This window comes from Streptomyces sp. T39, from assembly GCF_008042045.1.
In the GTDB taxonomy this organism is placed as follows: domain Bacteria; phylum Actinomycetota; class Actinomycetes; order Streptomycetales; family Streptomycetaceae; genus Streptomyces.
The window spans coordinates 1,759,508-1,784,108 of sequence record NZ_RDBP01000012.1 but is presented as its reverse complement, the minus strand read 5'-3'; the positions used below and the strand labels follow the sequence as shown (position 1 = coordinate 1,784,108).

The window sequence follows — 24,601 nt, the reverse complement described above, 5'->3', positions numbered from 1 at the left end:
GACGCGGCCCGGGGTCAGTCGAAGCGGATGTGCCGCACGCCGGTCCACGCCTTGCGCAGCCGGTGCCGGAGGGGCCCGTCGGTGTTCGGTTCCAGCCGCAGGCCGGCGGAGCGCGCGATCCGGTCCGCCACCTCGGGGATCTCGATCCGGTCGGTGCGGATGTGCTCGGCGAACAACGGGTCGCGGAGGCGCTCCAGGCAGTGGTCGAGCCGGTCCACGGCGAAGCTCTCGCGCCTGAGCCCCCGACCGAGGCCCCGTTCCCGCAGCCGCCGCAGCACGGTCTCCCGGCCGGCGAGCAGCGCGAAGTGGCGGACGTCGTGACCGGCCTCCTCGCGCAGCCGCACGACGATCTCCTCGAAGTACGCCGGCTCGACCAGCGTCATCGGCGCGATCACCACGCCCCGGTGCCGGCGCAGGGTGAGGTCGAGCACGTCGTGGACGCCCCGCCGCCAGGCGGGGAGGTCCTGGAAGTCGCCGCGCAGGGCCGCCGGGGTCATCCGGTGGAGCCCGAAGCCGACGTGCTCGGGGTCGCACACGACACTGCCGGGCAGCCGCCGCAGCAGCTCATGGGCGGTCTGCGTCTTGCCCCCGCCGAAGGGGCCGTTGATCCACAGCAGCACGGCGGCGGCCCCCTCAGTGGCCGCCGCCGCCCGCGCGGACCAGCCCGGACTCGTAGGCGAGGACGACGACCTGCACCCGGTCGCGCAGGGCGAGCTTGGTGAGGATGCGGCCCACGTGCGTCTTCACCGTCGCCTCGGACAGCACCAGCCGGGCGGCGATCTCGCCGTTGGAGAGCCCCTGGGCGACGAGGAGCATCACCTCGCGCTCCCGCTCGGTGAGCCGCTCCAGCTCCTTGTGCTGCGGCTCCTTGCCGGAGCTGGGGAGCATCGGCGAGAAGCGGTCCAGCAGCCGGCGGGTCGTCGACGGCGCGACCACCGCGTCGCCGCTGTGCACGGAGCGGATGGCGCCGAGCAGTTCGCCGGGCGGCACGTCCTTGAGCATGAAGCCGCTGGCCCCGGCCTTCAGACCGGAGAAGGCGTACTCGTCGAGGTCGAAGGTGGTCAGGATCAGCACCTTGGGCGGGTTCGGGGCGGCGCAGATGCGCCGGGTCGCCTCGACACCGTCCAGCCTCGGCATGCGCACGTCCATCAGGACCACGTCCACGGCCGTGGAGCGCAGGTTCTCGATCGCCTCGGCGCCGTCGCCTGCCTCGGCGACGACCTCCATGTCCGGCTGGGCGGCGAGCACCATGCGGAAGCCGGTGCGCAGCAGCACCTGGTCGTCGACGAGCATCACACGGATGGACATGGGCCGGTCCTCGTTCTCTCGGATGGGCGGGCGGGCACGGTCGCGCGGCGGGCGGTCCCAGCAGACCCTAACGGGCGGTTCAGCAATGGATGAGGGGCCCGACGGCAGTCCCGTACGGGCCGGTCAGCAGTCGCCGAGAGCCGGACGGCGCACCCTAGTGAGCCGGTTTGAGCGGCAGCAGCGCGCTGATCCGGAAGCCGCCGCCGGGGCGGGGCCCCGCGTCGAGCGTGCCGCCGACCATGCCGACGCGTTCGCGCATGCCGATGAGTCCGTGGCCGCGGCCGTCCGCGCCGCCGTCCTCGTACAGCTCGTGGGATGCGCCTCGGCCGTCGTCCTCGACGAGCAGCCCGAGGCCGTCGTCGAAGTAGACGAGCCGCACGCTGGCCCCCGCCTCGGGTCCGCCGTGCTTGCGGGTGTTGGTGAGGGCTTCCTGCACGATGCGGTACGCGGTGAGCTCGACCCCGCTGGGCAGCGGCCGGGGGGTGCCCTCGACCTTGAAGTCGACGGTCAGTCCGGCGCGGCGGACCTGATCGACGAGCTCCTCGATCTGCTCGACGTCGGGCTGCGGGACGTACTCGCCGCTCTCCGGGGCGTCCGAGGTGCGCAGCACGCCGAGCAGCCGGCGCATCTCCGCGAGCGCCTGGCGGCCCGTGCCGGAGATCGTCTCCAGCGCCTGCCGGGCCTGGTCGGGCGCGGTGTCCATGACGTAGGCGGCGCCGTCGGCCTGGACGACCATCACGGAGACGTTGTGGGCGACGACGTCGTGCAGTTCCCTGGCGATCCGGGCGCGCTCGGCGGCCACCGCCACCTTCGCCTGCGCCTCGCGCTCCTTCTCCAGCCGGGTGGCGCGCTCCTCCAGCTGTGCGAAGTAGGCGCGCCGGGTGCGTATGGAGTCGCCGAGCACCCAGGCGAGCACGAACGGCACCGTCATCACCACGGTGAAGAAGATCTTCCCGGCGCCGCCGGTCTCCTCCAGCGGCCAGCGGATCATCGCCAGCGTCGCCGCGCACGCCCCGCCCACCAGGGCGAAGCGCGAGGCCCAGCGGGGCCCGTCGTGCGCCGCCACCGTGTAGATGATCACCAGCATGGCGAAGTCGGCGGGGAAGACCTCGATGTCGGCGACGAGCTGGGCCACGCCGAGGGCCGCGGTCAGCAGCAGCATCCACTCCGGCATCCGCCGCCGCAGCGCGACCACGACGCTCAGGAGGGCGCCGATGACGACGACTCCCCAGCGGTCTCCCGCGTCACCCGGGACACCCGCGGCGGCCGCCAGGGCCATGCCCAGGAGCACGACGGCCCAGAAGCTGTCGACGCCCGTCGGGTGTCTGCGGATGAAGTCGTAGAGGCGCTGCACGTGACCAAGCGTAAGGACAGGAGATAGGTGCCGGAGTCAACCGGAGGAGCGATCCAGCGGCCTGGGGCGTACTCCCCAAGGTGGAGACTGAGCACGTGACCCATCGGACGAGCGCATCGCGCGGCTGGCGCCTCGCGGCCGAGGACGCCCTGTACGGCCCCCGCGGCTTCTACCTGCGGCCCGGCGGCCCGGCCCGGCACTTCAGGACGTCCGTCCACGCCTCACCGCTGTACGCCTCGGCCGTCGCCCGGCTGCTGCTCGCCACGGCCGAGGAGCACGGCATCACCGAGCCCGCCCTCATCGACGTGGGCGCCGGACGGGGGGAGCTGCTGAGCGGAGTGCTCGCGGCGCTGCCGTCCGGATTCCCGGTGCGGGCGCACGCCGTCGAACGCGCGCCGCGCCCGGGCGGGCTGGACCCGCGGATCCTGTGGCACGGCAGCATCCCGCAGGGCGAGAGCGGACTGCTCTTCGCCAACGAGTGGCTCGACAACGTGCCCGTCGACGTCGCCGAGACCGACGGGAACGGTGTGCGCCGGCTGGTGCTGGTGGACGACGACGGCGAGGAGCGGCTCGGCGACGAGGTCGGCGGCGACGACGCCCGCTGGCTGGAGCGCTGGTGGCCGTCCGCGGGACCGGGCTCCCGGGCGGAGATCGGCCGCCCGCGCGACGAGGCGTGGGCATCGGCGGCCGGGGCGCTGGCCGCGGGTCTGGCCGTGGCGGTCGACTACGCCCACACCGCGGACGCGCGGCCGGTGTTCGGGACCCTGACGGGCTTCCGGGACGGACGCGAGGTGCGCCCGGTGCCGGACGGGAGCTGCGACATCACGGCCCATGTCGCGCTGGACGCGTGCGCGTCGCCCACCGCCCGGCTGCGGTCGCAGCGGGAGGCGCTGCACGACCTGGGGGTCGGCGCGGCCCGGCCGCCGCTGTCCCTGGCGTCCCGTGACCCGGCGGGCTACGTCCGCGCCCTCTCGCGGGCGGGCGAGGCGGCCGAGCTGACGGCGCGGGGCGGCCTGGGGGACTTCACCTGGCTGATGCAGCCGGTCCCGGCGGATGCGGCGCCGGCCCGCCCCGGTGCGGCGGTCGGCCGGTGACCGGTGACCGGGCGGCACACGTGGGCGCCCGGCCCGCGGGTCCCGCCCGGTGGCCGCCTGACCGGCCGGGGGCGTGCACCGCTCTGACAGACTGGACCGCATGACGGAGACCACGGTCGGCATCGGCGGCGCGGCGGAGAGCACCGACATGGTGCTCAACATCGGTCCGCAGCACCCCTCCACGCACGGCGTGCTGCGGCTGCGGCTGGTGCTGGACGGCGAGCGCATCCGCGAGGCCGAGCCGGTCGTCGGCTACATGCACCGCGGCGCCGAGAAGCTCTTCGAGGCGCGCGACTACCGCCAGATCGTCATGCTCGCCAACCGCCACGACTGGCTCTCCGCCTTCTCGAACGAGCTCGGCGTGGTGATGGCCGTCGAGCGGATGCTCGGCATGGAGGTCCCCGAGCGCGCGGTGTGGACCCGTACGCTGCTGGCCGAGCTGAACCGGGTGCTGAACCATCTGATGTTCCTCGGCTCGTACCCGCTCGAACTGGGCGGCATCACGCCGGTGTTCCACGCCTTCCGCGAGCGCGAGGAACTCCAGCACGTCATGGAGGAGATCTCCGGCGGCCGGATGCACTACATGTTCAACCGCGTCGGCGGCCTCAAGGAGGACCTGCCGGCGGGGTGGCTCGGCCGCACCCGCCGCGCCGTCGCCGACGTCCGGTCCCGGATGGACGTGTACGACCGCCTGGTCCTCGGCAACGAGATCTTCCGCGGCCGCACCCGGGGCATCGGGGTCCTGCCGGCCGACGCGGTCCACGCGTACGGGGTGAGCGGGCCCATCGCGCGGGCCTCCGGCGTCGACTTCGACCTGCGCCGCGACGAGCCGTACCTCGCGTACGGCGAGCTGCGGGACACCCTGAAGGTCGTCACCCGGACCGACGGCGACTGCCTGGCCCGCTTCGAGGTGCTGCTGGAGCAGACGCACAACGCGCTCGACCTGGCCGACGCCTGCCTCGACCGCATCGCCGGGCTGCCGCCGGGGCCCGTCAACCAGCGTCTGCCGAAGGTGCTGAAGGCCCCCGAGGGACACACCTACGCCTGGACCGAGAACCCGCTGGGCGTCAACGGCTACTACCTGGTCTCCAAGGGCGAGAAGACGCCGTACCGGCTCAAGCTGCGCTCGGCGTCCTTCAACAACATCCAGGCGCTCGCGGTGCTGCTGCCGGGCACGCTGGTCGCCGACATGGTCGCGATCCTGGGCTCGCTGTTCTTCGTCGTCGGCGACATCGACAAGTAGCACCGCAAGGGCGCGATCCGGCCACCCCCGCACCGCCCGGAACCCCGGCCCCGCGCGGGCGGCGCTGTACCGACCCCCGCACCGCCCGGAACCCCGGCCCCGCGYGGGCGGCGCTGAGCGGGGCGCGGACGCACGGAACCCCGGCCCCGCGCGGGCGGGTACCGGGGTCCGGGGAGGTGTTCCTCAGGAGACCGCGTCGCGCAGCCTCGCCACGTCCAGCTGCTCCGTCTCGTCGTGCGCGGTCAGGTCGATGACCTTGCCGACGGCCCGGGAGTCCTTGGCGCGGGCGGCCGCGAGGGCCTCCTCGCCCACGRCGTCGGCCAGGTCCTCGTGCTGCACCGCCTCGATCGCCCTGCGGGCGGGCGGGGCGGAAGGCAGCTCGGCCGGGGCGGCGCCCGTCCCGTCAGCGGCGGCACCCGCGCCGGTGCCGAAGAAGTCGAAGCCGCCCTCCGGGCGCTTCACCCGGGCGCGCTGGGCTCCGTAGGGGACGATGGCCGACGCCGTGGGGACGGGCCGGCGGGCGGGGAGGGCGGACGCCGGACGGACGTGCTGTCCTGCCCCGGTGCCCGCCGCGTGCTTCCCCTGAGGTTCGTCCGCCTCCCGGGCGCGCTCGGCGAGATCGCGTGCCCTGGCCTCCTCCACCGTGCGTCTGGCCTCCTGGGCCGCGGCGTTGCGCGACAGGTCGCCGAGCGCCCGTGCGGCCCGCGCGAACAGCTCCGGGGTCGGGGACGATCCGGCCGAGGGCAGCGCCCTGGCCGGCTCGGACGCCTCGATGGCGAGCTGCCTGCGGCCCTCCAGGGCGCTGGCCCGCTCGGTCTCGGCGGTGGCGTACCGGCGCAGGAGCGCCGCGTGCTCGCCGCGCAGGCCGGCGAGTTCGACCCGCTTGGCACGGAGCTTGGCGTCGAGCTTCACGCGCAGTTCACGTGACTCCTCGACGTCCGCCTCCAGTTCCGCGATGCGCTCCTCGGTCTTCCACTGGTCGCTCGCGCGCCCGCGCGTCAGCTCCGCGACGCGGCGGCCGGCGCTCCGGTCCCAGCTGCGCATCAGCACCGCGCCGGTGACGGCGGCCGCGGCGGCGGCGGCCACCAGGGAGCGCAGTACCAGGGCATCACCGACGAACCACGCGCCGGCGGCGCACAGAACCGACGCTCCGGCGACTGCCGACGGCGGCAGCAGCTTGTGCAGGGGCGGGGAATGGCGGTGACGTCCACGTGGCATGGCCCGAAATTTACCGTGCGTAGGCGCCGCATGGGGTGTCGGCCCGGCAAATCTCTGCGAAGAAACGCGGGGAGCGGCCGGGCCGGGTCTTCCCGTACTTCCCGGCGCGGCCGCCCCGCCTCGCGTGCGGATCCCGGCGGGCCCGTGGGCCCCGATCCGAAGGAAAGCCCTACGCGCCGATCAGCCCCTTGGAGCGGAGATAGTCGCGCGCGGCGTCCTGCGGCTTGGCGCGCTCGGCGTCGACCTTGCGGTTCAGCTCGGTGAGATCCTCGGTGCTCAGCACCTCGGTCAGCTTCGCCAGGACATCGGCCACCGCCTTGTCCCCGGCGTCCTTCGCATTGACGACCGGCAGGATGTTGTCGGCGTTCTGGAGCTTCTTGTCGTCCTCCAGGAGCACCAGGCCGAAGCTCTCCAGCGTCGCGTCGGTGGTGGTCGTCAGCACCAGCTGGTCCTCGCCGTCCTTCACGGCCTGCTTGGACTGCGGTGTGCCGACGCCCTTGGGGTCGATGCCCGCGACGTCGATGCCGTACGTCTTCTTCAGGCCGGGTGCGCAGAACGGCCGCACCTCGCACTCGTCACCGGCGGCGATCTTCACCTTGATCTTCGCCCTGCCGAGATCGGAAAGCGTGGTGAGCTTGTTCTTCTCGGCGAATTCGGCGGATACCGCGAAGGCGTTCTGGTCGACGGCCTTGCCCGCGGGGAGGACCTTCAGCCCGAGCGGTTCGGCGAGCTGGGTGAGCGCGCCGACGGTGGCCTCGACGTCGCTGGAGGCGACCGGCTTCTCCTCCGGCGCCTTCGCGCCGTTCACCTTCGCGTTGAGGAATTCGGCGAGGGTGGCGGCGTATTCCGGGATGATGTCTATCTCGCCCTTTTCCAGGGCCGGTTCGTACAGTTCCCGGTTCTTCACCGTGGTGACCGAGGTCGTGTACCCGGCGTCGGCGAGGAGCTGCGAGTAGAGCTCGGCGAGCACCTTGGACTCGGTGAAGGCGGCGGCCCCGATCACCAGCGAGCCCTTGTCGCCCGAGCCGCCGGCCGCACCGGTGCCGCCCTTCTCCTTCTCCAGGCTGTCGCCGCCGCACGCGGCGAGAGAACCCGCGAGGGCCACCACACCGAGTACCGCGCCCGCGAGGCGCGAGGTCTTTCCCATCAGGTTCTCCGTCCCGCGGCGGTCCCGCCGGCCCTCCTGGGCCGCCGGTCCGCCGTGTCGTCGTCGTGCGTGTCCGTCGTGCGAGGTCGAGTGGTCGCGCCGCCGGCGCGCCGGTGCGGACCTGCCGGATCCGGGCGCCGTGTCACGGGGTGGCCGGGCGGCGGCCCGCCGTCCGGCGCAGCGGGCTGAACAGCCGGTCGGCGGCTATCAGCACCGCCTCGACCAGCAGCGCCAGCAGCGCCGCCAGCAGCGCGCCGGCCACCACCTGGGGCGTGTCGTAGGTGTTGAAGCCGGCCGTGATGATCCTCCCGAGACCCCCCTGCCCCACCATGGAGGCGATCGTGGCCGTGGCCACCACCTGCACGGCGGCGGACCTGAGCCCGGTCATCAGCAGCGGGTACGCGAGGGGCAGTTCGACCCGGGCGAAGATCTGGCCGCCCGACATCCCCATCCCCCGCGCGGCCTCCACCACCGACCGGTCCACCTCCCGCATCCCGGTGTAGGCGTTGGTCAGCAGCGGCGGTATCGCGAACAGCACCAGCGCGATCACCGTGGGCAGGTACCCGGCGCTGCGCAGGGGCGTGAGCATGAACAGCGCGAGCACGGCGAAGACCGGTATCGCCCGGCCCGCGTTGGAGATGTTGACGGCCAGCGCCCCGCCCCGGCCGATGTGCCCGAGCCACAGGGCCACCGGCAGGGCGATCGCACACGCGAGGAGAAGCGAGACCCCGCTGACGTACACGTGCTCGGCCAGCCGGTGCCAGGCGCCGCTCGGGCCGGACCAGTTGGACCCGGTCGTGAGCCAGGTCCACACCTCCGCCGGTACGCCGCCCATCAGTTCCCCGCCTCCGCCGCACGGTGCCGCGCCCAGGGGGTGAGCAGCCGCTGGACGCCCAGCAGCAGCAGATCGGCCACCGCGGCCAGCAGCACGCACAGCACCGATGCGGTGAGCACCTGCGCCTTGAACGTCGTCTGCACCCCGTCGTCGATGAGATTGCCCAGGCCGCCCTGGCCGACGAGTGCCCCCACGGTCGTGAGCGCGACCGTGGAGACGGTGGCGATGCGCAGCCCGGCCATCAGCGCGGGCAGCGCCAGCGGCAGTTCCACCTCGACCAGCAGGCGGAAGGGCCCGTATCCCATGCCGCGGGCGGCCTCGCGGACCTCGGCGGGCACGGCCTGGAGCCCGGCGAGGATGTTCCGCACGAGGATGGTGAGGGAGTAGAGCACCAGACCCGTGACGACGAGCGCCGCGGACAGCCCGAAGACCGGCAGCAGCAGCGAGAACATGGCGAGCGACGGGATCGTGTAGAGCAGCGTCGTCAGCCCGAGCACCGGTCCCGCGAACCTCGGCCGGGCGCGCACCAGCAGGGCCAGCGGCAACGCCACGGCCAGCCCTATCAGGACCGACGCCACCGTGATCCAGACGTGCTGGACCGTCGCGTCGGTCAGTTCCCCGCTGCGGCTGCGCAGGTACTCGCCGCATATCCAGTCGTTCGCCACGAGACAGCCGCTCGCGGCACGCTCCCCTGTCATCGCTTCTCACCTCCCCCGTGGACGCCGAACACATGTCTGACGATCGGTGACGACCCTAACCCCGGCCACCGACAATCGCCGAGGACCGCCACAGTGCAGCAACATGGCCTTCACACACCGGCGGTCACAATGGGGAGCCATGATCCGTTTCGAGAACGTCACCAAGCGGTACGCGGACGGCACGGTCGCTGTGGACGACCTCACCTTCGAGGTCGCGGAAGGCGAACTGGTCACCCTGGTCGGCCCGTCGGGCTGCGGCAAGACGACCACCATGAAGATGGTCAACCGCCTGATAGAACCGACCTCCGGCCGCATACGCGTGGACGGCTCGGACATCTCGGAGGTCGACCCCGTCCGGCTCCGCCGTCGCATCGGCTACGTGATCCAGCAGGTCGGCCTCTTCCCGCACAAGACCGTTCTCGACAACACCGCGACCGTGCCGCACCTGCTCGGCACCGGACGCGCGAAGGCCCGCGCCCGCGCCGCCGAACTCCTCGAACTCGTCGGCCTCGACCCGGCCGTGCACGGCGGCCGCTACCCCGACCAGCTCTCCGGCGGCCAGCGGCAGCGCGTCGGCGTCGCCCGGGCGCTCGCCGCCGATCCGCCCGTGCTGCTGATGGACGAGCCGTTCGGCGCGGTCGACCCGGTCGTCCGCGAGCACCTCCAGAACGAGTTCCTCAAGCTCCAGTCGCAGGTGCGCAAGACGATCCTGTTCGTCACCCACGACATCGAGGAGGCGGTACGGCTCGGTGACCGCATCGCGGTCTACGGCCAGGGCAGGATCGAGCAGTTCGACGCGCCGGCCGCCGTGCTCGGCGCCCCGGCGAGCGACTACGTGGCCGACTTCGTCGGGGCCGACCGCGGCCTGAAGCGGCTCGGGGTCACCCCCATCGAAGCGGGCGACCTCGAACAGCCGCCCGTCGTCCACCTCGACGACCCGCTGCCCCGGGCGCTCGACGCCCGCTGGGCGGTGGTCCTCGACGCACAGGAGCGGCTGCACGGCTGGATCTCGGCCGAGCACGCGGGGCGCGGCGGCACGGTCCGCGACCACGCCCGGCGGATGGAGGCACGGCTGCCGGTCGGCGCCTCGCTCAAGCAGGCGTTCGCCACCATGCTCCAGCACGACGCCGGGTGGATCGCGGTGATCGACGAGGCGGGCCGCGGCGACTTCCTCGGTGTGCTCACGCCGGGCAGGCTCCACGAGGCGCTGCGCCGCTCGATCGACGCGGACGCCCAGGACGTGGCGCGCGCGGACGTGGATCTGGAGTCCATCGCGACGGCGGCCCGCCCGGCCCCTGCGGACAAGGGCTGACCGCCCGCGCCCCGCGTCACCGGAAGGACGCCGACCGGGCGGCCCGCACCGAGAATTCCGCCGTGCGGGATGAACCGGCCCCGGCCGGGCGCCGTCCTAGAGGGCGCCAGCCGCCCGGAACCGACCGATCCGAGGTCCGGGCGCAGAATCCGATCCGGAGTCACGAGAAGCGATGTCTGCAACGGTGGACGGGGACACGTCACCACCGGGCCCGGTGCGGGCGGTACGGCCGGCCCGCCGGATCCGGTGCGGCCCGAACCCCGCGGCGGTGCCCGGCTCGGCCGGCGCCGCCTGCACGGCCGTCGGCCTGCTCGACATCGCCGCCGGTGTCCTCCCCCGCACCCCTCACGGCCTCGGCGCCCCGCTGCCCGGTCCCCTCGCCGCGGCGCTCTCGCTCGGTGCGGGCGTGCTGCTGCTCCTGCTCGCCCACGGCGTCAGGCGCCGCAGGCGGCGGGCCTGGCGGGCGGCGGTCGTCCTGCTGCCCGCCGGCGCGGTGGCCTCGTGCCTGTGCCGTCCGTCCGCGGCGGGAGTCCTGCTGTCACTGGCGCTGCTGTGGCTGCTGGTGCGCCACCGCGGCGAGTTCGCCGCACCGCCCGGCCCGCGCAGCCGCTGGCGTGCCCTGGCCCACTTCGTCCTCATGGGAGCCGGTTCGATCGCGCTGGGGCTGGTGATCGTCAGCGCCCACCCGGGCGGGATCGTGGGCGGCCCGGGTCTGACCGACCGCCTCGAACACGTGATGTACGGGCTGTTCGGCGTCGAGGGGCCCGTCGCGTACACCGGTGGCGCTGCCGGCACCGTGGCGTACTCGCTCGGCACGCTCGGGCTGCTGACCGCCGTCACCACCCTCGGCCTTGCCCTGTGTCCCGCACATCCCGCCGCCCGCCGCTCGCGCGGCGACGAGGAGCGGCTGCGCTCCCTTCTGCTGGCCCACGGCCGCCCCGGCTCCCCCGCTCCCCTCGCCCTGCGCCGCGACGACGGCGTCGTCTTCTCGCCCAGCGGCAGGGCCGCCGTCCGCTACCGGGTCGTCTCCGGAGTGATGCTCGCCGGCGGCGACCCGATCGGGGACGTGGAGGCGTGGCCGGGCGCCATCGAGCGCTTCATGGACGAGGCCCGGGCCCGTTCCTGGACACCGGCGGTGACGGGCTGCTCCGAGACGGGCGGCGAGGTCTGGACCCGGGAGACCGGTCTGGACGCGCTGGAGCCGGGCGACGGGACACGGCTCGAGGCGGGGCCGGTGACGCGGGCCGCCCGCCTGCCCTCCGGCCGGCTTCCCGTACCGGTCCGACCGCGGAGCCGCCGGCCGGCACGCCCTAGGCTGGAGACATGAACAGCTTGAGCGGACGGGGCGGCGCCGACGGCCTGCCGGAGTGGGACCGCTGCGCGGTCATGGGCGTGGTCAACGTGACGCCCGACTCCTTCTCCGACGGCGGCCGCTGGTTCGACACTACCGCCGCGGTCAAGCGCGGCCTGGACCTCGTGGCGCAGGGCGCCGACCTCGTCGACGTCGGCGGCGAGTCCACCCGGCCCGGCGCCAGCAGGGTCGACGAGGACGAGGAGCTGCGCCGGGTCGTCCCCGTGGTGCGCGAGCTCGCGTCCGAGGGCGTCGTCGTCTCGGTCGACACCATGCGCGCCTCCGTCGCCGAGCAGGCCGTGGCCGCCGGGGCCGTCCTGGTCAACGATGTCAGCGGTGGCCTGGCCGACCCCCGGATGGTCCCGGCGGTCGCGGGCACCGGGGCCCCGTTCGTCGTCATGCACTGGCGCGGCTTCAGCGAGGACATGAACAGCAGGGCGGTCTACGGCGACGTCGTCACCGAGGTCGTCGACGAGCTCCGCGCGCGGATGGAGGCCGTCGTCGACGGCGGCATCGCCCCGGAGCGACTCGTCGTCGACCCGGGCCTCGGCTTCGCGAAGGCCGCCGAGCACGACCTCGCGCTCCTCGCGGGACTCGACCGGCTGCGCGCCCTCGGCCGCCCCGTCCTCGTGGCAGCCTCCCGCAAGCGGTTCCTCGGGCATGTACTGGCCAGGGAGGGCACCCCGCCCCCGGCCAGGGAACGGGACGCGGCGACGGCGGCCGTCTCGGCCATCGCCGCCCACGACGGCGCCTGGGCCGTGCGGGTGCACGAGGTACGGGCCACCGCGGACGCCGTCCGGGTCGCACGCGCCGTCGAGGGCGCCAGGTGAGCGCCGCGGACGCCGAAGAGGTCGAGAAGGCGAACACGGCGTTCTACGAGGCGATGGAGCAGGGGGACTTCGAGGGCCTCTCCGAGCTGTGGCTGGAGGAGGACATCTCGTGCGTCCACCCGGGCTGGCCGGTGCTCTCCGGGCGCGGCGAGGTGCTCCGCTCGTACGCGCTGATCATGGCGAACACGGAGTACATCCAGTTCTTCCTCACCGATGTGAAGGTCGGCGTGGCCGGTGACACCGCCCTCGTGACGTGCACCGAGAACATCCTCAGCGGCGGGCCGGCGGAGGAGTCGGGCGAGCTCGGGCCACTCGTCGGCCAGCTGGTCGTGGCCACCAACGTGTTCCGCCGCACGTCGGACGGCTGGAAGATCTGGTCGCACCACGGTTCGCCCGTTCTGACGGAAACGGACGACGAGGACGACGAGGACAGCCCCTCGTAAGTGGGTATGCGCCTGTCATGGGGTTCGCCCGGAACCCTCCCGGGTATACGCGGCTACCCGGCCCGCGAGGACCTGCCAAGGCCCCCGTGGGCGAAGGCCGTCGGTGCCCGCAGGTAGATTCGGGAGCGGGTACCGCGCCACCCGCACGTGGCGGAGCCCGTTTCCGCCAGTAAAGAAAGCAGGAGTGATTCGCGTGGATCGTGTCGCGCTGCGCGGCCTCAAGGCCCGCGGGCACCATGGCGTCTTCCCCCGGGAGCGGGAGGAGGGCCAGACGTTCATCGTCGATCTGGTGCTGGGCCTGGACACCCGCCCCGCGGCGGCCGACGACGACCTGGCGAAGACCGTGCACTACGGCGTGGTGGCGGAGGAAGTCGTCGCGGTCGTCGAGGGCGAACCGGTCGACCTGATCGAGACGCTGGCCGAGCGCATCGCCCGGCAGTGTCTGAAACACGACGGTGTCGAGGAGGTGGAAGTGGTCGTGCACAAGCCCGACGCACCGATCACGGTGCCCTTCGACGACGTGACCATCACGATCACCCGGAGCCGAGTATGAAGCAGGCAGCCAGCGACCCGACCGTGCAGCCGGTGCCCACGTCCGTGGTGGAGCAGGTGGACGCGGCCGACATCACCCTGTCCAACCCCAAGCACGCCGTGATCTCCCTCGGCTCCAACCTGGGCAACCGCCTGGAGACCCTCCAGGGTGCCGTCGACGCCCTGGAGGACACCCCCGGTCTGCGGGTCAAGGCGGTCTCCCCGGTCTACGAGACGGAGCCCTGGGGCGTCGAGCCCGGCAGCCAGCCCTCGTACTTCAACGCGGTCGTCGTGATCAGGACGACGCTGCCGCCGTCGTCCCTGCTGGAGCGCGGCCAGGCCATCGAGGAGGCGTTCGAGCGCGTCCGCGAGGAGCGCTGGGGACCGCGCACGATCGACGTCGACATCGTCACGTACGCGGACGTCGTCTCGGACGACCCGGCCCTCACGCTCCCTCACCCGCGGGCGCACCAGCGCGCCTTCGTGCTCGCCCCCTGGCACGACGTCCAGCCCGAGGCGCAGCTGCCCGGCCGGGGCGCGGTCGCCGAGCTGCTGGCCGGCGTCGGGGCCGAGGGCGTACAGCCCCGCTCCGACCTGGAACTGCGCCTGCCCGAGTAGTCGTTAGGCTCGTACGGGAGGATCCGTGCGGCGTCGCACGGCAGGACTGCGAAGGGCGGCTCACTCGGTGAAGCAACTACGGCTCGGTGTACTGGCCGGTATCTTCGCCGCGGCCGGAGTGCTCTCCTGGGGCGGTGCCCGTCTGTGGGACTCGCTCGGGACACTGCCGAGCGTGCCGCTCGCGGCGCCGATCGTGCTGGGGGTGATCGCCGCCGTGCTCGCCGCGACGGCGCTGTCGCTGCGCAACCGGCTGCGGGCCCAGCGTGAGCGCCGCCCCGGCGCCAAGGGCGTGGAGCCGCTGATGGCGGCCCGCGCGGTGGTCTTCGGTCAGGCCAGCGCACTCGTCGCGGCTCTGGTGAGCGGCATGTACGGCGGCACGGGCGTCTTCCTGCTCGGCCAGCTGGACGTCCCCGCCCGCCGCGACCAGGCGATCTACGCGGGTTTCGCGGTCGTCGCGGGCATCGCCGTGATCGCGGCCGCCCTCTGGCTGGAGCGGGTGTGCCGGCTGCCCGAGGACGGCGACGAGGACACCGACACGACGGCCCGCGCGGCCTGACGCGACCGGACCCGGGGCCGCAGGACGTGCCGGCCGGGCGCCGCGGCCGCGGCGCCCGGCCGGCCCATGTCACAGCAGGGCGCTCCCGGCGACCTCGGTGCCGGCCGCACGGCCGGCCGTCAGGGCGGGCGCTCAGCGCGCCATGATCAGGCTCATCGCCTCGTTGCGCGTGGCCACGTCGCGCAGCTGGCCGCGCACCGCCGAGGTGATCGTCTTGGCGCCGGGCTTGCGGATCCCGCGCATCGACATGCACATGTGCTCGCACTCGACGACGACGATCACCCCGCGCGGCTCGAGGATCTTCATCAGGGAGTCCGCTATCTGCGTGGTCATGCGCTCCTGGACCTGCGGGCGGCGGGCGTAGACGTCGACCAGGCGGGCCAGCTTGGACAGACCGGTGATCTTGCCGGTCACCGAGGGGATGTAGCCGACGTGCGCCACCCCGCGGAACGGCACCAGGTGGTGCTCGCAGGTGCTGTACACCTCGATGTCCTTCACCAGCACCATCTCGTCGTGGCCGAGGTCGAAGGTGGTGGTCAGCACGTCCTCGGGCTGCTGCCGGAGACCGGCGAAGATCTCCTTGTACGCGCGCGCCACCCGGGCCGGGGTCTCCCGCAGGCCCTCGCGGTCCGGGTCCTCGCCCACGGCCAGCAGCAGCTCGCGCACGGCGTTCTCCGCCCGCTTCTCGTCGAACTCGGCGATCCTGCCTTCGCCGCTCAGCGTCACCGGGTCGGTCATCTGTGCCTCGTTCCTGTGTGCTCTGACCACGGACATAAGAAAATGCCGCGTCCCCCAGGCTAAAACCTGGGGGACGCGGCATCCATTCCGGGGCCGTGCCGAGGCGGTACCTCAGGCCTCGGGGCGTTCCTCGGTGACGGGCTCGGCGGGGGCCTTGGTGATGTCGGCCACCGTGGGTGCCGTGCCGTTCGCCGCGCCGTTGGTGAGTGCGAGCTCCTTGGGGGAGAGCACCGGCGGGCGGGTGGAGGGGGTACGGCGGGAGGAGCCGGTCCACGCCGGGCGGGCCGGACGCTTCACGATCGGCGCGAAGATCTCGGCGATCTCCTCCTTGCCCAGCGTCTCCCTCTCCAGGAGCTGGAGGACCAGGTTGTCCAGGACGTCCCGGTTCTCGACGAGAATCTCCCACGCCTCGTTGTGCGCGGTCTCGATCAGCTTCTTGACCTCTTCGTCGACGAGCGCGGCGACCTCTTCCGAGTAGTCGCGCTGGTGCGCCATCTCGCGGCCCAGGAACGGCTCGGAGTTGTCGCCGCCGAACTTGATCGCGCCCAGACGCTCCGTCATGCCGTACTGGGTGACCATCGCGCGGGCCGTGGCCGTCGCCTTCTCGATGTCGTTCGCGGCGCCGGTGGTCGGGTCGTGGAAGACGAGCTCCTCCGCGGCCCGGCCGCCCAGCATGTAGGCGAGCTGGTCGAGCATCTCGTTGCGCGTGGTCGAGTACTTGTCCTCGTCCGGGAGCACCATCGTGTACCCGAGCGCGCGGCCGCGGGACAGGATCGTGATCTTGTGGACGGGGTCGGAGTTGGGCGACGCCGCGGCCACCAGGGCGTGTCCGCCCTCGTGGTACGCGGTGATCTTCTTCTCCTTGTCCGACATGATCCGGGTCCGCTTCTGCGGGCCCGCCACCACGCGGTCGATCGCCTCGTCCAGCGAGTGGTTGTCGATGAGCTTCTTGTCGCTGCGCGCCGTCAGGAGCGCCGCTTCGTTCAGCACGTTCGACAGGTCGGCGCCGGTGAAGCCGGGGGTCCGCCGGGCCACTGCGCCGAGGTCGACGTCCGGGGCGACCGGCTTGCCCTTCTGGTGGACCTTGAGGATCTCGAGACGGCCCTGCATGTCCGGACGGTCGACCGCGATCTGCCGGTCGAAACGGCCGGGACGCAGCAGCGCCGGGTCGAGGATGTCGGGCCGGTTGGTGGCGGCGATCAGGATGACGCCGCCCTTGACGTCGAAGCCGTCCATCTCGACGAGCAGCTGGTTGAGCGTCTGCTCGCGCTCGTCGTGACCGCCGCCGAGGCCCGCACCGCGGTGCCGGCCGACGGCGTCGATCTCGTCGACGAAGACGATGGCCGGCGCGTTCGCCTTGGCCTGCTCGAAGAGGTCCCGGACCCGGGAGGCGCCGACGCCGACGAACATCTCGACGAAGTCGGAACCGGAGATCGAGTAGAACGGGACGCCGGCCTCACCCGCGACGGCGCGGGCCAGCAGGGTCTTGCCGGTGCCGGGCGGGCCGTACAGCAGCACGCCCTTCGGGATCTTGGCACCGACGGCCTGGAACTTGGCCGGTTCCTGGAGGAACTCCTTGATCTCGTGGAGTTCCTCGACGGCCTCGTCGGACCCCGCCACGTCGGCGAAGGTCGTCTTGGGGGTGTCCTTGGTGATGAGCTTGGCCTTGGACTTCCCGAAGTTCATGACCCGGGAGCCGCCGCCCTGCATCTGGTTCATCAGGAACAGGAACACCACGACGATGAGGACGAAGGGCAGGAGAGAGAGCAGCACCGAGACGAACGGGCTCTGCTTCGACGGCGAGACCGTGTAGCCCTTCTCGATCTCACCCGCCTCGAACTTCTCCTGCAGCTTGTCGGCGAGATCGACACCCTGGGAGCCGATGTAGCTGGCCTGCACCTTGGTGCCGCCGTCTACCTTCTGGCCCTCCTTGAGCTCGATCTTGATGATCTGCTCGTCGCCGGTGGTCAGCTTGGCCTGCTTGACCTGGTTCCTGTCGATCGCCTGGACGACCTGGCCGGTGTCCACCGTCTTGTAGCCACCGGACGAGCCGACGACCTGCATCAGCACGACCACGGCGAGGACGGCCAGCACGATCCACATGACCGGCCCACGGAAGTATCGCTTCACGTCCATCCATACGGGGCGAGAACGCCCCGTCCCTCCTGCCCGTAGGTAAATGCCGCTGTTGGGAGTTGCTATGAGACTGCTATGGGAAAAGACAACTGTTCTTGGGACGGTACCCCAGCATTGTCACGGGCGACCGCCTTCCCTTGCTCCAACGGCGGAAAGGCGGGCTGGGTTCCCCAGCGTGCCCGTGGACTCAGCCCCCGTAGACGTGCGGCGCGAGCGTGCCGACGAACGGGAGGTTGCGGTACTTCTCGGCGTAGTCGAGGCCGTAGCCGACGACGAACTCGTTGGGGATGTCGAAGCCGATCCACTTCACGTCGATCGCGACCTTCGCCGCGTCCGGCTTGCGCAGCAGCGTGCAGACCTCCAGGGAGGCCGGCTCGCGCGAGCCGAGGTTGGTGAGCAGCCACGACAGGGTCAGACCCGAGTCGATGATGTCCTCGACGATCAGGACGTGCCGGCCCTTGATGTCGGTGTCCAGGTCCTTGAGGATCCGCACGACACCGGACGACTGGGTGCCCGCGCCGTACGAGGACACCGCCATCCAGTCCATGGTGACGGGGGTGGCGAGCGCGCGCGCCAGGTCAGCCATCACCATCACGGCGCCCTTGAGGACCCCGACGATGAGCAGGTCCTTGCCCGCGTACTCCGCATCGATCTTGGCCGCCAGTTCGGCGAGCTTCGCGTCGATCTCTTCCTTGGTGATGAGCACCGACTGGAGGTCGCTGCCCATGTCCTTCTCGTTCACCCGCGTCGCTTTCTGTCTCGGCGGTTCAGCCTTGCCGAATGACCAGTCTGCCACCCTGCCGACGCGCCTGAACCCGGCCGGGCAGATTGATGGCCCCCTGGCCGCGCCATCCGGTGATCAGCCGGTCCATCTCCTCGACATGGCGGGCGAAGAGCGAACCGGCCGGCGAACCGGCCTCGATGGCGGCCCTGCGCAGCACCCGGCGCCGCACGGCGGGCGGCAGCGAGAAGAGCTTCGCGCACTCCAGCTCGCCGGTGTCGTCGCGCACGTCGGCGGCCGCGTCGGCGGCCCAGCTGTCGAGGGCGTCGGCGTCGTCGCGGGAGAGCTGGGCGGTGCGGGCGAGCGCTTCGACGACGCCCTTGCCGAGCGCCTTCTCCAGGGCGGGCAGACCCTCGTGGCGCAGCCGGGAACGGGTGTAGGCCGGGTCCACGTTGTGCGGGTCGTCCCAGACGGGCAGCGACTGGACCAGGCACGCCTTGCGGGCCGTCTGCCGGTCGAGCTGGAGGAAGGGACGGCGGTAACGGCCGGCCGCCCCCGAGACGGCCGCCATGCCGGACAGCGAGCGGATGCCGGATCCGCGGGCGAGGCCGAGGAGCACGGTCTCGGCCTGGTCGTCGCGGGTGTGCCCGAGCAGGACGGCAGCCGCGCCGAGCCGCTCGGCGGCCTCGTCGAGGGCCGCGTAACGGGCGTCCCGCGCGGCGGCCTCGGGCCCGCCCGCACGGCCGACGCGCACGGTGACGGCCTCGACCGGGTCGAAGTCCATGGCGGCGAGACGTCCGGCGACCTCCGCGGCGCGCTCGGCGGAGCCGTCCTGGAGGCCGTGGTCGACGGTGATGCCGCCGGCACGGACGGAGAGTCTGGGGGCCTCGAAGGCGAGGGCGGAGGCGAGCGCCATGGAATCGGCGCCGCCGGAGCAGGCGACGAGCACGAGCGGCTGCCGCCGGTGCGTCGCGACGCCGCCGGGGGCGCGGGCCGGGGAGGAGGCCGCGAGCGCGGCACCGCCGGAGTGCACGGCGTGCTGGGTGAGGACTTCGTGGAGGACGCGGCGGACCGCCAGGCGTATCGCCGCGACCGCAGGATGGGGACCCATGTCCGGTTCCCTTCGTGAAGATTCGGGAGGGGGTGGCTCGGGTGCCGACCGGGGGCGGCCCCAGGGGCCGGCCACCCCGAGCCGGTCACTCAGAGTGCGTCGATGGTGACAGAACCGAGCCAATACCCGAGCATTGCACGCCTATCCACGGCCTACGGTCCCTCGGACGGGTGATTGGAGGGGCGCGCCTGTGCCACGCGCGTCCTGCCGTTCACGACTCCGCTCCGCCCGTTCACGACTCCGCTCTGCGGTGCACCCGCGCGACCCAGTCCGCCGGTTTGGCGATCTCGGCCTTGGTCGGGAGGGTGTTGGGGGACGTCCAGACCCGGTTGAAGCCGTCCATCCCCACCTCGTCGACCACGGCCCGCACGAAGCGCTCCCCGTCGCGGTACTGGCGCAGTTTGGCATCCAGGCCGAGGAGCTTGCGCAGCGCGAGGTCGAGGCGGCTGGCGCCGCGGGCCCTGCGCTGCTGGAACTTCTCCCGGATCTCCGCCACCGACGGGACGACGTCGGGGCCGACCCCGTCCATCACGTAGTCCGCGTGGCCCTCCAGGAGGGACATCACGGCGGTCAGCCGGGCGAGGATCTCGCGCTGGGCGGGCGTCTGCACCAGTTCGACGATCGAGCGGCCCTCGTCCTCCTCGCCCTCGGGGCGGGCGCCGGCGAGGGACTGGGCGGCCTCCCGGAGCCGTTCGAGGAAGGTCATCGGATCGACGTCCGTCTCACCGAGGAATGACTGGATCTCGCCCTCCAGGTGGGCGCGCAGCCAGGGGACGCCGGTGAACTGGGTGCGGTGGGTCTCCTCGTGGAGACAGACCCACAGCCGGAAGTCGTGCGGGTCCACGCCCAGTTCGCGCTCGACGTGGACGATGTTGGGCGCCACGAGCAGGAGGCGGCCGCCGCCGTTCCCGCCCGGGTCCGCCGGGTCGCCGGCGGGCAGGTCGCGGGAGGCGGGGGCGAACGTCTCGTACTGGCCGAGGACCCGGGAGGCGAGGAAGGACAGCAGCATCCCCAGCTCCACGCCGGTCACCTTGCCGCCGACCGCGCCCAGCACGGCGCCGCCGGCCGAGCCCGACCTGCGTTCCTGCATCTTGTCCAGAAGGGGCCTCAGCAGTTCGCGGAAGCCCGCCACGTTGGCCTTGACCCATCCCGCCCGGTCCACCACGAGGACCGGGGTGTCCTGCGGACGGGAGCCCTCCGGGATCATCCCCGTGAAGGCGCGCACATGTTCCTCGGACGCCTTGGCGTGCCGGCGGAGCTCGGCGACGACGGCACGCGCCTCGTCCCGGCTCACGTCGGGCCCCGGCCGCACGAAGCGGGTCGCGGTCGCCACGGCGAGGTTCCAGTCGACCATCTCGGCACCACCGATGCTCGTCATGCGTCAACCGTACGTTCTCGACCCGGGGGACGGAGAGGTGTCGGCGGCCGACGGATACCCGGCGAAGGCCGTGCGGGGGCCGCCGTCAGCCCGTGAGGGCCGCGGCGAGGCGGTCCAGGGCCGCCTGCGCCTCGTACGGCGAAGGGGTGTCCCGCGCGAGGAACGAGAAGCCGAGCAACCGTCCGTCCGCACCGGCCACCGTCCCCGCCAGGGCGTTGACGCCGGTGAGCGTGCCGGTCTTGGCGCGGACGAGTCCGGAGGCGGCGGATGCGGGGCCGTACCGGTCGTCGAGCGTGCCGGTGAAGCCGGCGACGGGCAGGCCGGTCAGCACGTGCCGCAGCTCGGGGTGGGCGGGGTCGGCCGAGCGGGCGAGCAGCGCGGTGAGGAGTTCGGCGGAGACCCTGTCCCGGCGGTCCAGGCCGCTGCCGTCGGCGAAACGGGCCCCGGTGACCGGCAGCTGGAGCCTGCGCAGCTGCGCGGTGACGGCCTCGGACGCGCCGGCGAAGTCCGCCCTGCCGCCGGAGGCGAGCGCGGTCTGACGGGCGAGCGACTCGGCGATGTCGTTGTCGCTGGTGGTCAGCATGCGCTCGACGAGCGCGGACACCGGCACCGAGAGCACCTGTGCCAGGGGCACCGCCTCGGTCGCGGCGCGGCCCGGTGCGGGGGCCCCGGAGACCCGTACGCCGCGTTCGCGCAGCAGGTCGGCGAAGACCCGGGCGGCCTCCCGCGCGGGGTCGGCGGAACGCGTGGCGGGGCCGGTGCTCCGGGGGTCGTTGCGGCCCTGGTCGACCATGAGCGCGCTGACGGGGGCGATGTTGTCGTTGGGCCCGATGGGGTGCAGCAGCGGGCCGCGGTAGAGCGAGGTGTCGTACCCGAGGCGGACGCCGGCGGTCCCGTTCTCGCGCAGCGCCTCGGCGGTGCGGTCGGCGAGGGTCGCCAGGCGTGCCCGGTCGAGGGAGGCGTCGCCGCCGCCGACCAGGGTGATCTGCCGCGCCCCGGGCGCGGCGACCACCGTGGTGGGGATGCGGTGGCCGGGACCCGGCGCGGCGAGGGCCGCGACCGCCGTGGCGATCTTGACGGTCGAGGCGGGGGTCATCGGCTCGGCCGCGCGGCTGCCCCAGAGCCGCTCGCCCGTCGTGAGGTCGATCACGCAGGCGGCGGGCGACGGGCCGAGGCCGGGGTCGGCGAGCAGGGGGCCGAGCGTCTTCGCCAGGGCCGCGGGCGGCGTCGCGGGCGCCTCGGCGGCCCGCGTCGTGCTCCCGCCCAGCGCGGACAGCACGGCGGGGGCGCTGGGCGCCGGGGCGGGCCGCTTCGCGGCCGGGACCTCGTGATGTGTGCCACCCGTGCGCCCGGGGGCGGCCGCCCACTGCCGCTCGGCCTTACGCTGACCCGTGTCCCAGGGCCCCGCCGCGGCAACCGCCCCGGCGGAGAGGGCGAGGCCGACCACGGCCGCACCCGCCGCGAGCTGCCACGTCCTGACCTTCGGCACCCCGCACCAGCCCCTTTCGCGATCACACCCGTGCGTGAGGGACACTTAACCACCGTCAATCGCGTCTTGCTATGTCTTGATCATGGAGGAGCCACCCGTGGAGTTCGACGTCACCATCGAGATCCCGAAGGGGTCGCGGAACAAGTACGAGGTGGACCACGAGACCGGTCGGATCCGCCTGGACCGTCGACTCTTCACCTCGACCAGCTACCCGGCCGACTACGGCTTCGTGGAGAACACCCTCGGCGAGGACGGCGACCCGCTGGACGCGCTGGTCATCCTCGACGAGCCGACCTTCCCCGGCTGCCTGATCAAGTGCCGCGCCATCGGCATGTTCCGGATGACGGACGAGGCCGGCGGCGACGACAAGCTGCTGTGCGTCCCCGCCTCCGACCCGCGTGTCGAGCACCTGCGCGACATCCACCACGTGTCGGAGTTCGACCGCCTGGAGATCCAGCACTTCTTCGAGGTCTACAAGGACCTGGAGCCCGGCAAGTCCGTCGAGGGTGCCAACTGGGTCGGCCGCACCGAGGCCGAGGCCGAGATCGAGGCCTCCTACAAGCGCCTGGAGGCGCAGGGCGGCGCTCACTGACGCCAGTCGGCAGATGCTCCGGCGCGGGCGGGACACCCTGGGTGTCCCGCCCGCGTCGCGTGTCACCCCATGTCCGTGCCCATACTGGGCAGAAGCGCCGGACGGGGGCTGGAACGAGAGGGAGCGAGGACGACGAGTGGTGGCGGAGCCCGAGGGTCCGGAAGACCGGAAACCTCAGTCCGACGAGGCCCACAGTGCCTTCACCGCTCCGGCGGGGGTGGAGCAGCCGGAGCCGCCCGAAGAAGACCACCCCAGTTCGGAGTTCGCCGTTCCGCAGGGGCTCGTCCCCGAACCGCCACCCGAACCGGAGGGCTCGGCCTTCGCGCCGCCGTCCACGTACAGCGCCAGGAACTCGCCGCCCGCCTTCACCCCCGCGCACGGCATCCCCGTCGTCCGGCTGACCAAGGACGCCCCGTGGCAGGACCGGATGCGGGCCATGCTGCGGATGCCGGTGGGCGAACGGCCGGTGCCGGAGACGGCGCACCGGCAGGACGAATCCGGCCCCGCGGTGCCGCGCGTGCTCGACCTGACGCTGCGCATCGGTGAGCTGCTGCTCGCGGGCGGCGAGGGTGCCGAGGACGTCGAGGCGGCCATGTTCGCCATCTCGCGCTCGTACGGCCTGGACCGCTGCGAGCCGACCGTCACCTTCACGCTGCTGTCGATCACCTACCAGCCGTCCCTGGTGGACGACCCGGTGACGGCCAACCGCACCGTGAGGCGGCGCGGCACCGACTACACCCGGCTCGCCGCGGTGTACAAGCTCGTCCACGACATCAGCGTGGAGGAGTCCGAGGTCACGCTGGAGGAGGCGTACCGGCGGCTCGCGGAGATCCGGCGCAACCGGCACCCCTTCCCCGGCTGGGCGCTGACGCTCGCCGGGGGCCTGCTCGCGGGCGCGGCGTCGGTGCTGGTCGGCGGTGACCTGGTGGTGTTCCTGGCGGCGGCGGTGAGCGCCATGCTCGGCGACCGGCTGGCCTGGCTGGCCGCCGGGCGCGGGCTGCCGGAGTTCTACCAGTTCGTGGCCGCCGCGATGCCGCCGGCCGCGGTCGGCGTGGCGCTCTCGCTGTCCCCGCTGGAGGTACGGGCGTCGGCGGTCATCACCGGTGGCCTGTTCGCGCTGATCCCGGGACGGGCGCTGGTGGCCGGCGTCCAGGACGGGCTCACCGGCTTCTACATCACGGCGGCGGCCCGGCTGCTGGAGGTGGGCTATCTCGTCGTCGGCATCGTCGTCGGTGTGCTGGGCGTGCTCTATCTCGGCTTCGCGCTCGACGCCGGTCTCCAGCCCGAGACCGCGATCCACAGCGTGGAGCGGCCGGTGGTGCAGACCCTCGCCGCGATGACCCTGTCGCTGTGCTTCGCCGTGATGCTCCAGCAGGAACGCGCGACGGTGTGGCTGGTCACGCTCAACGGCGGAGTCGCCTGGGTCGTCTACGGGGCGCTGGCGGACACCGCGCAGGTGTCGCCGGTCGCGGCGACGGCCGCCGCGGCGGGCCTGGTGGGCATCTTCGGGCAGATGCTGGCCCGCTACCGCTTCGCCTCCGCCCTGCCGTACGTCACGGCCGCGATCGGCCCGCTGCTGCCCGGCAGCGCGACGTACTTCGGGCTGCTCTCCATCGCCCGGGGCGACCTCAACCCGGGCCTCGCCTCGCTCAGCAAGGCGGCGGCGCTGGCGCTGGCCATCGCGATCGGGGTGAACCTCGGCGCGGAGACCACCCGGCTCTTCCTGCGGGTCCCGGGTGTCGCGGGCGTCCCGGGCGAGCAGCAGCCGGGCGGACGCCGCGCGGCCAAGCGGACCCGCGGCTTCTGAGACTGCGCACGCGATCCCCGCGCCGGGGCCGGGAACGGCGAAGCGCTCCCGGCGGCCGCGGGCGGCGGGCCGGGAGCGCTCCGGGTGTACG

At 73.0% G+C, this 24,601-nt stretch carries 23 protein-coding genes and 1 pseudogene; 11 read left to right on the top strand and 13 right to left on the bottom strand.

From position 1 onward, the window contains the following. Positions 1-14 precede the first annotated feature (14 nt). From EAO77_RS09020 to EAO77_RS09010, 3 genes are all read right to left on the bottom strand, one after another. Positions 15-620, bottom strand: coding sequence for an AAA family ATPase (locus EAO77_RS09020; protein ID WP_147987509.1), 606 nt, complete (start codon positions 618-620; stop codon positions 15-17). A 13-nt stretch (positions 621-633) separates the two neighbouring features. After that, entirely contained in the window at positions 634-1,308 is a 675-nt protein-coding gene (locus EAO77_RS09015; protein ID WP_147987508.1) for a response regulator transcription factor, read from the bottom strand. Positions 1,309-1,462: 154 nt separating this feature from the next. Then, a complete protein-coding gene (locus EAO77_RS09010) occupies positions 1,463-2,662 on the bottom strand; it encodes a sensor histidine kinase (protein ID WP_147987507.1) in 1,200 nt (399 codons plus the stop codon). Between the two features lie 95 nt (positions 2,663-2,757). Between EAO77_RS09010 and EAO77_RS09005 the strand changes: the two genes are divergently transcribed. Both EAO77_RS09005 and EAO77_RS09000 read left to right on the top strand, forming a co-directional pair. Further along, positions 2,758-3,756, top strand: coding sequence for an SAM-dependent methyltransferase (locus EAO77_RS09005; RefSeq protein ID WP_187283166.1), 999 nt, complete (start codon positions 2,758-2,760; stop codon positions 3,754-3,756). Positions 3,757-3,856: 100 nt separating this feature from the next. Continuing rightward, positions 3,857-4,999 (top strand): NADH-quinone oxidoreductase subunit D, encoded by a 1,143-nt coding sequence (locus EAO77_RS09000; protein ID WP_147987505.1) that lies wholly within the window; start codon positions 3,857-3,859, stop codon positions 4,997-4,999. A gap of 183 nt (positions 5,000-5,182) precedes the next feature. On the opposite strand, the gene EAO77_RS08995 is transcribed toward EAO77_RS09000, so the two are convergent. The 4 genes from EAO77_RS08995 to EAO77_RS08980 all read right to left on the bottom strand — a co-directional run bounded on the left by EAO77_RS08995 (position 5,183) and on the right by EAO77_RS08980 (position 8,897). Beyond that, entirely contained in the window at positions 5,183-6,217 is a 1,035-nt protein-coding gene (locus EAO77_RS08995) for a hypothetical protein (protein ID WP_187283165.1), read from the bottom strand. Positions 6,218-6,386: 169 nt separating this feature from the next. Beyond that, entirely contained in the window at positions 6,387-7,364 is a 978-nt protein-coding gene (locus EAO77_RS08990; RefSeq protein ID WP_147987504.1) for an ABC transporter substrate-binding protein, read from the bottom strand. 142 nt (positions 7,365-7,506) lie between these two features. Beyond that, the gene (locus EAO77_RS08985) at positions 7,507-8,199 is read right to left on the bottom strand and encodes an ABC transporter permease (protein WP_147987503.1); all 693 of its coding nucleotides are present in this window, start codon (positions 8,197-8,199) and stop codon (positions 7,507-7,509) included. Then, positions 8,199-8,897 (bottom strand): ABC transporter permease, encoded by a 699-nt coding sequence (locus tag EAO77_RS08980; protein ID WP_147987502.1) that lies wholly within the window; start codon positions 8,895-8,897, stop codon positions 8,199-8,201. Before EAO77_RS08980 ends, EAO77_RS08985 begins: the two co-directional genes overlap by 1 nt. A gap of 139 nt (positions 8,898-9,036) precedes the next feature. On the opposite strand from EAO77_RS08980, the gene EAO77_RS08975 reads away from it, so the two are divergent. From EAO77_RS08975 to EAO77_RS08945, 7 genes and pseudogenes are all read left to right on the top strand, one after another. Continuing rightward, positions 9,037-10,209: an ABC transporter ATP-binding protein gene (locus EAO77_RS08975; RefSeq protein ID WP_147987501.1), complete on the top strand. Its 1,173-nt coding sequence runs from the start codon at positions 9,037-9,039 to the stop codon at positions 10,207-10,209. A gap of 172 nt (positions 10,210-10,381) precedes the next feature. Next, a pseudogene (locus EAO77_RS08970) lies at positions 10,382-11,533 on the top strand (phosphatidylglycerol lysyltransferase domain-containing protein); the annotation flags it as partial. Beyond that, positions 11,533-12,390 carry a dihydropteroate synthase gene (gene folP / locus EAO77_RS08965; RefSeq protein WP_147987499.1) on the top strand — a complete coding sequence of 286 codons (858 nt, stop codon included), beginning with the start codon at positions 11,533-11,535 and terminating at the stop codon, positions 12,388-12,390. The pseudogene EAO77_RS08970 and the gene folP, both read left to right, overlap by 1 nt. After that, entirely contained in the window at positions 12,387-12,833 is a 447-nt protein-coding gene (locus EAO77_RS08960; protein WP_147987498.1) for a nuclear transport factor 2 family protein, read from the top strand. The genes folP and EAO77_RS08960 overlap by 4 nt, the downstream gene beginning before the upstream one ends. Positions 12,834-13,026: 193 nt before the next feature. After that, entirely contained in the window at positions 13,027-13,386 is a 360-nt protein-coding gene (folB, locus tag EAO77_RS08955; protein WP_018850464.1) for a dihydroneopterin aldolase, read from the top strand. Then, positions 13,383-13,982: a 2-amino-4-hydroxy-6-hydroxymethyldihydropteridine diphosphokinase gene (gene folK / locus EAO77_RS08950; protein ID WP_147987497.1), complete on the top strand. Its 600-nt coding sequence runs from the start codon at positions 13,383-13,385 to the stop codon at positions 13,980-13,982. Before folB ends, folK begins: the two co-directional genes overlap by 4 nt. A gap of 67 nt (positions 13,983-14,049) precedes the next feature. Further along, positions 14,050-14,538: a DUF3180 domain-containing protein gene (locus EAO77_RS08945; protein ID WP_147987496.1), complete on the top strand. Its 489-nt coding sequence runs from the start codon at positions 14,050-14,052 to the stop codon at positions 14,536-14,538. Between the two features lie 132 nt (positions 14,539-14,670). Here the strand turns inward: EAO77_RS08945 and folE are convergent, their stop codons facing one another. The 6 genes from folE to dacB all read right to left on the bottom strand — a co-directional run bounded on the left by folE (position 14,671) and on the right by dacB (position 22,111). Further along, positions 14,671-15,276, bottom strand: a complete 606-nt coding sequence (folE, locus tag EAO77_RS08940) for a GTP cyclohydrolase I FolE (RefSeq protein ID WP_147987495.1) — start codon at positions 15,274-15,276, stop codon at positions 14,671-14,673. A 111-nt stretch (positions 15,277-15,387) separates the two neighbouring features. Next, entirely contained in the window at positions 15,388-17,412 is a 2,025-nt protein-coding gene (gene ftsH, locus EAO77_RS08935) for an ATP-dependent zinc metalloprotease FtsH (RefSeq protein ID WP_147987494.1), read from the bottom strand. Positions 17,413-17,599: 187 nt separating this feature from the next. After that, positions 17,600-18,139, bottom strand: a complete 540-nt coding sequence (gene hpt, locus EAO77_RS08930; RefSeq protein WP_147989038.1) for a hypoxanthine phosphoribosyltransferase — start codon at positions 18,137-18,139, stop codon at positions 17,600-17,602. A 40-nt stretch (positions 18,140-18,179) separates the two neighbouring features. Continuing rightward, positions 18,180-19,244, bottom strand: coding sequence for a tRNA lysidine(34) synthetase TilS (tilS, locus tag EAO77_RS08925; RefSeq protein ID WP_147987493.1), 1,065 nt, complete (start codon positions 19,242-19,244; stop codon positions 18,180-18,182). 232 nt (positions 19,245-19,476) lie between these two features. Continuing rightward, a complete protein-coding gene (locus tag EAO77_RS08920) occupies positions 19,477-20,622 on the bottom strand; it encodes a zinc-dependent metalloprotease (RefSeq protein ID WP_147987492.1) in 1,146 nt (381 codons plus the stop codon). Between the two features lie 85 nt (positions 20,623-20,707). Continuing rightward, a complete protein-coding gene (dacB, locus tag EAO77_RS08915; protein ID WP_147987491.1) occupies positions 20,708-22,111 on the bottom strand; it encodes a D-alanyl-D-alanine carboxypeptidase/D-alanyl-D-alanine-endopeptidase in 1,404 nt (467 codons plus the stop codon). Between the two features lie 97 nt (positions 22,112-22,208). Between dacB and EAO77_RS08910 the strand changes: the two genes are divergently transcribed. Next, positions 22,209-22,703, top strand: a complete 495-nt coding sequence (locus tag EAO77_RS08910; RefSeq protein WP_108151010.1) for an inorganic diphosphatase — start codon at positions 22,209-22,211, stop codon at positions 22,701-22,703. Positions 22,704-22,839: 136 nt separating this feature from the next. Next, positions 22,840-24,510, top strand: coding sequence for a threonine/serine exporter ThrE family protein (locus EAO77_RS08905; protein ID WP_147987490.1), 1,671 nt, complete (start codon positions 22,840-22,842; stop codon positions 24,508-24,510). Positions 24,511-24,601: the final 91 nt, after the last annotated feature.

Bases quoted from the DNA above. Each gene is read 5' to 3' on its own strand.
- EAO77_RS09015 (WP_147987508.1), bottom strand. From the start codon at position 1,308: ATGTCCATCCGTGTGATGCTCGTCGACGACCAGGTGCTGCTGCGCACC.
- EAO77_RS09000 (WP_147987505.1), top strand. From the start codon at position 3,857: ATGACGGAGACCACGGTCGGCATCGGCGGCGCGGCGGAGAGCACCGAC.
- EAO77_RS08990 (WP_147987504.1), bottom strand. From the start codon at position 7,364: ATGGGAAAGACCTCGCGCCTCGCGGGCGCGGTACTCGGTGTGGTGGCC.
- EAO77_RS08985 (WP_147987503.1), bottom strand. From the start codon at position 8,199: ATGGGCGGCGTACCGGCGGAGGTGTGGACCTGGCTCACGACCGGGTCC.
- EAO77_RS08980 (WP_147987502.1), bottom strand. From the start codon at position 8,897: ATGACAGGGGAGCGTGCCGCGAGCGGCTGTCTCGTGGCGAACGACTGG.
- EAO77_RS08975 (WP_147987501.1), top strand. From the start codon at position 9,037: ATGATCCGTTTCGAGAACGTCACCAAGCGGTACGCGGACGGCACGGTC.
- folP (WP_147987499.1), top strand. From the start codon at position 11,533: ATGAACAGCTTGAGCGGACGGGGCGGCGCCGACGGCCTGCCGGAGTGG.
- folK (WP_147987497.1), top strand. From the start codon at position 13,383: ATGAAGCAGGCAGCCAGCGACCCGACCGTGCAGCCGGTGCCCACGTCC.
- folE (WP_147987495.1), bottom strand. From the start codon at position 15,276: ATGACCGACCCGGTGACGCTGAGCGGCGAAGGCAGGATCGCCGAGTTC.
- ftsH (WP_147987494.1), bottom strand. From the start codon at position 17,412: ATGGACGTGAAGCGATACTTCCGTGGGCCGGTCATGTGGATCGTGCTG.
- hpt (WP_147989038.1), bottom strand. From the start codon at position 18,139: ATGGGCAGCGACCTCCAGTCGGTGCTCATCACCAAGGAAGAGATCGAC.
- tilS (WP_147987493.1), bottom strand. From the start codon at position 19,244: ATGGGTCCCCATCCTGCGGTCGCGGCGATACGCCTGGCGGTCCGCCGC.
- EAO77_RS08920 (WP_147987492.1), bottom strand. From the start codon at position 20,622: ATGACGAGCATCGGTGGTGCCGAGATGGTCGACTGGAACCTCGCCGTG.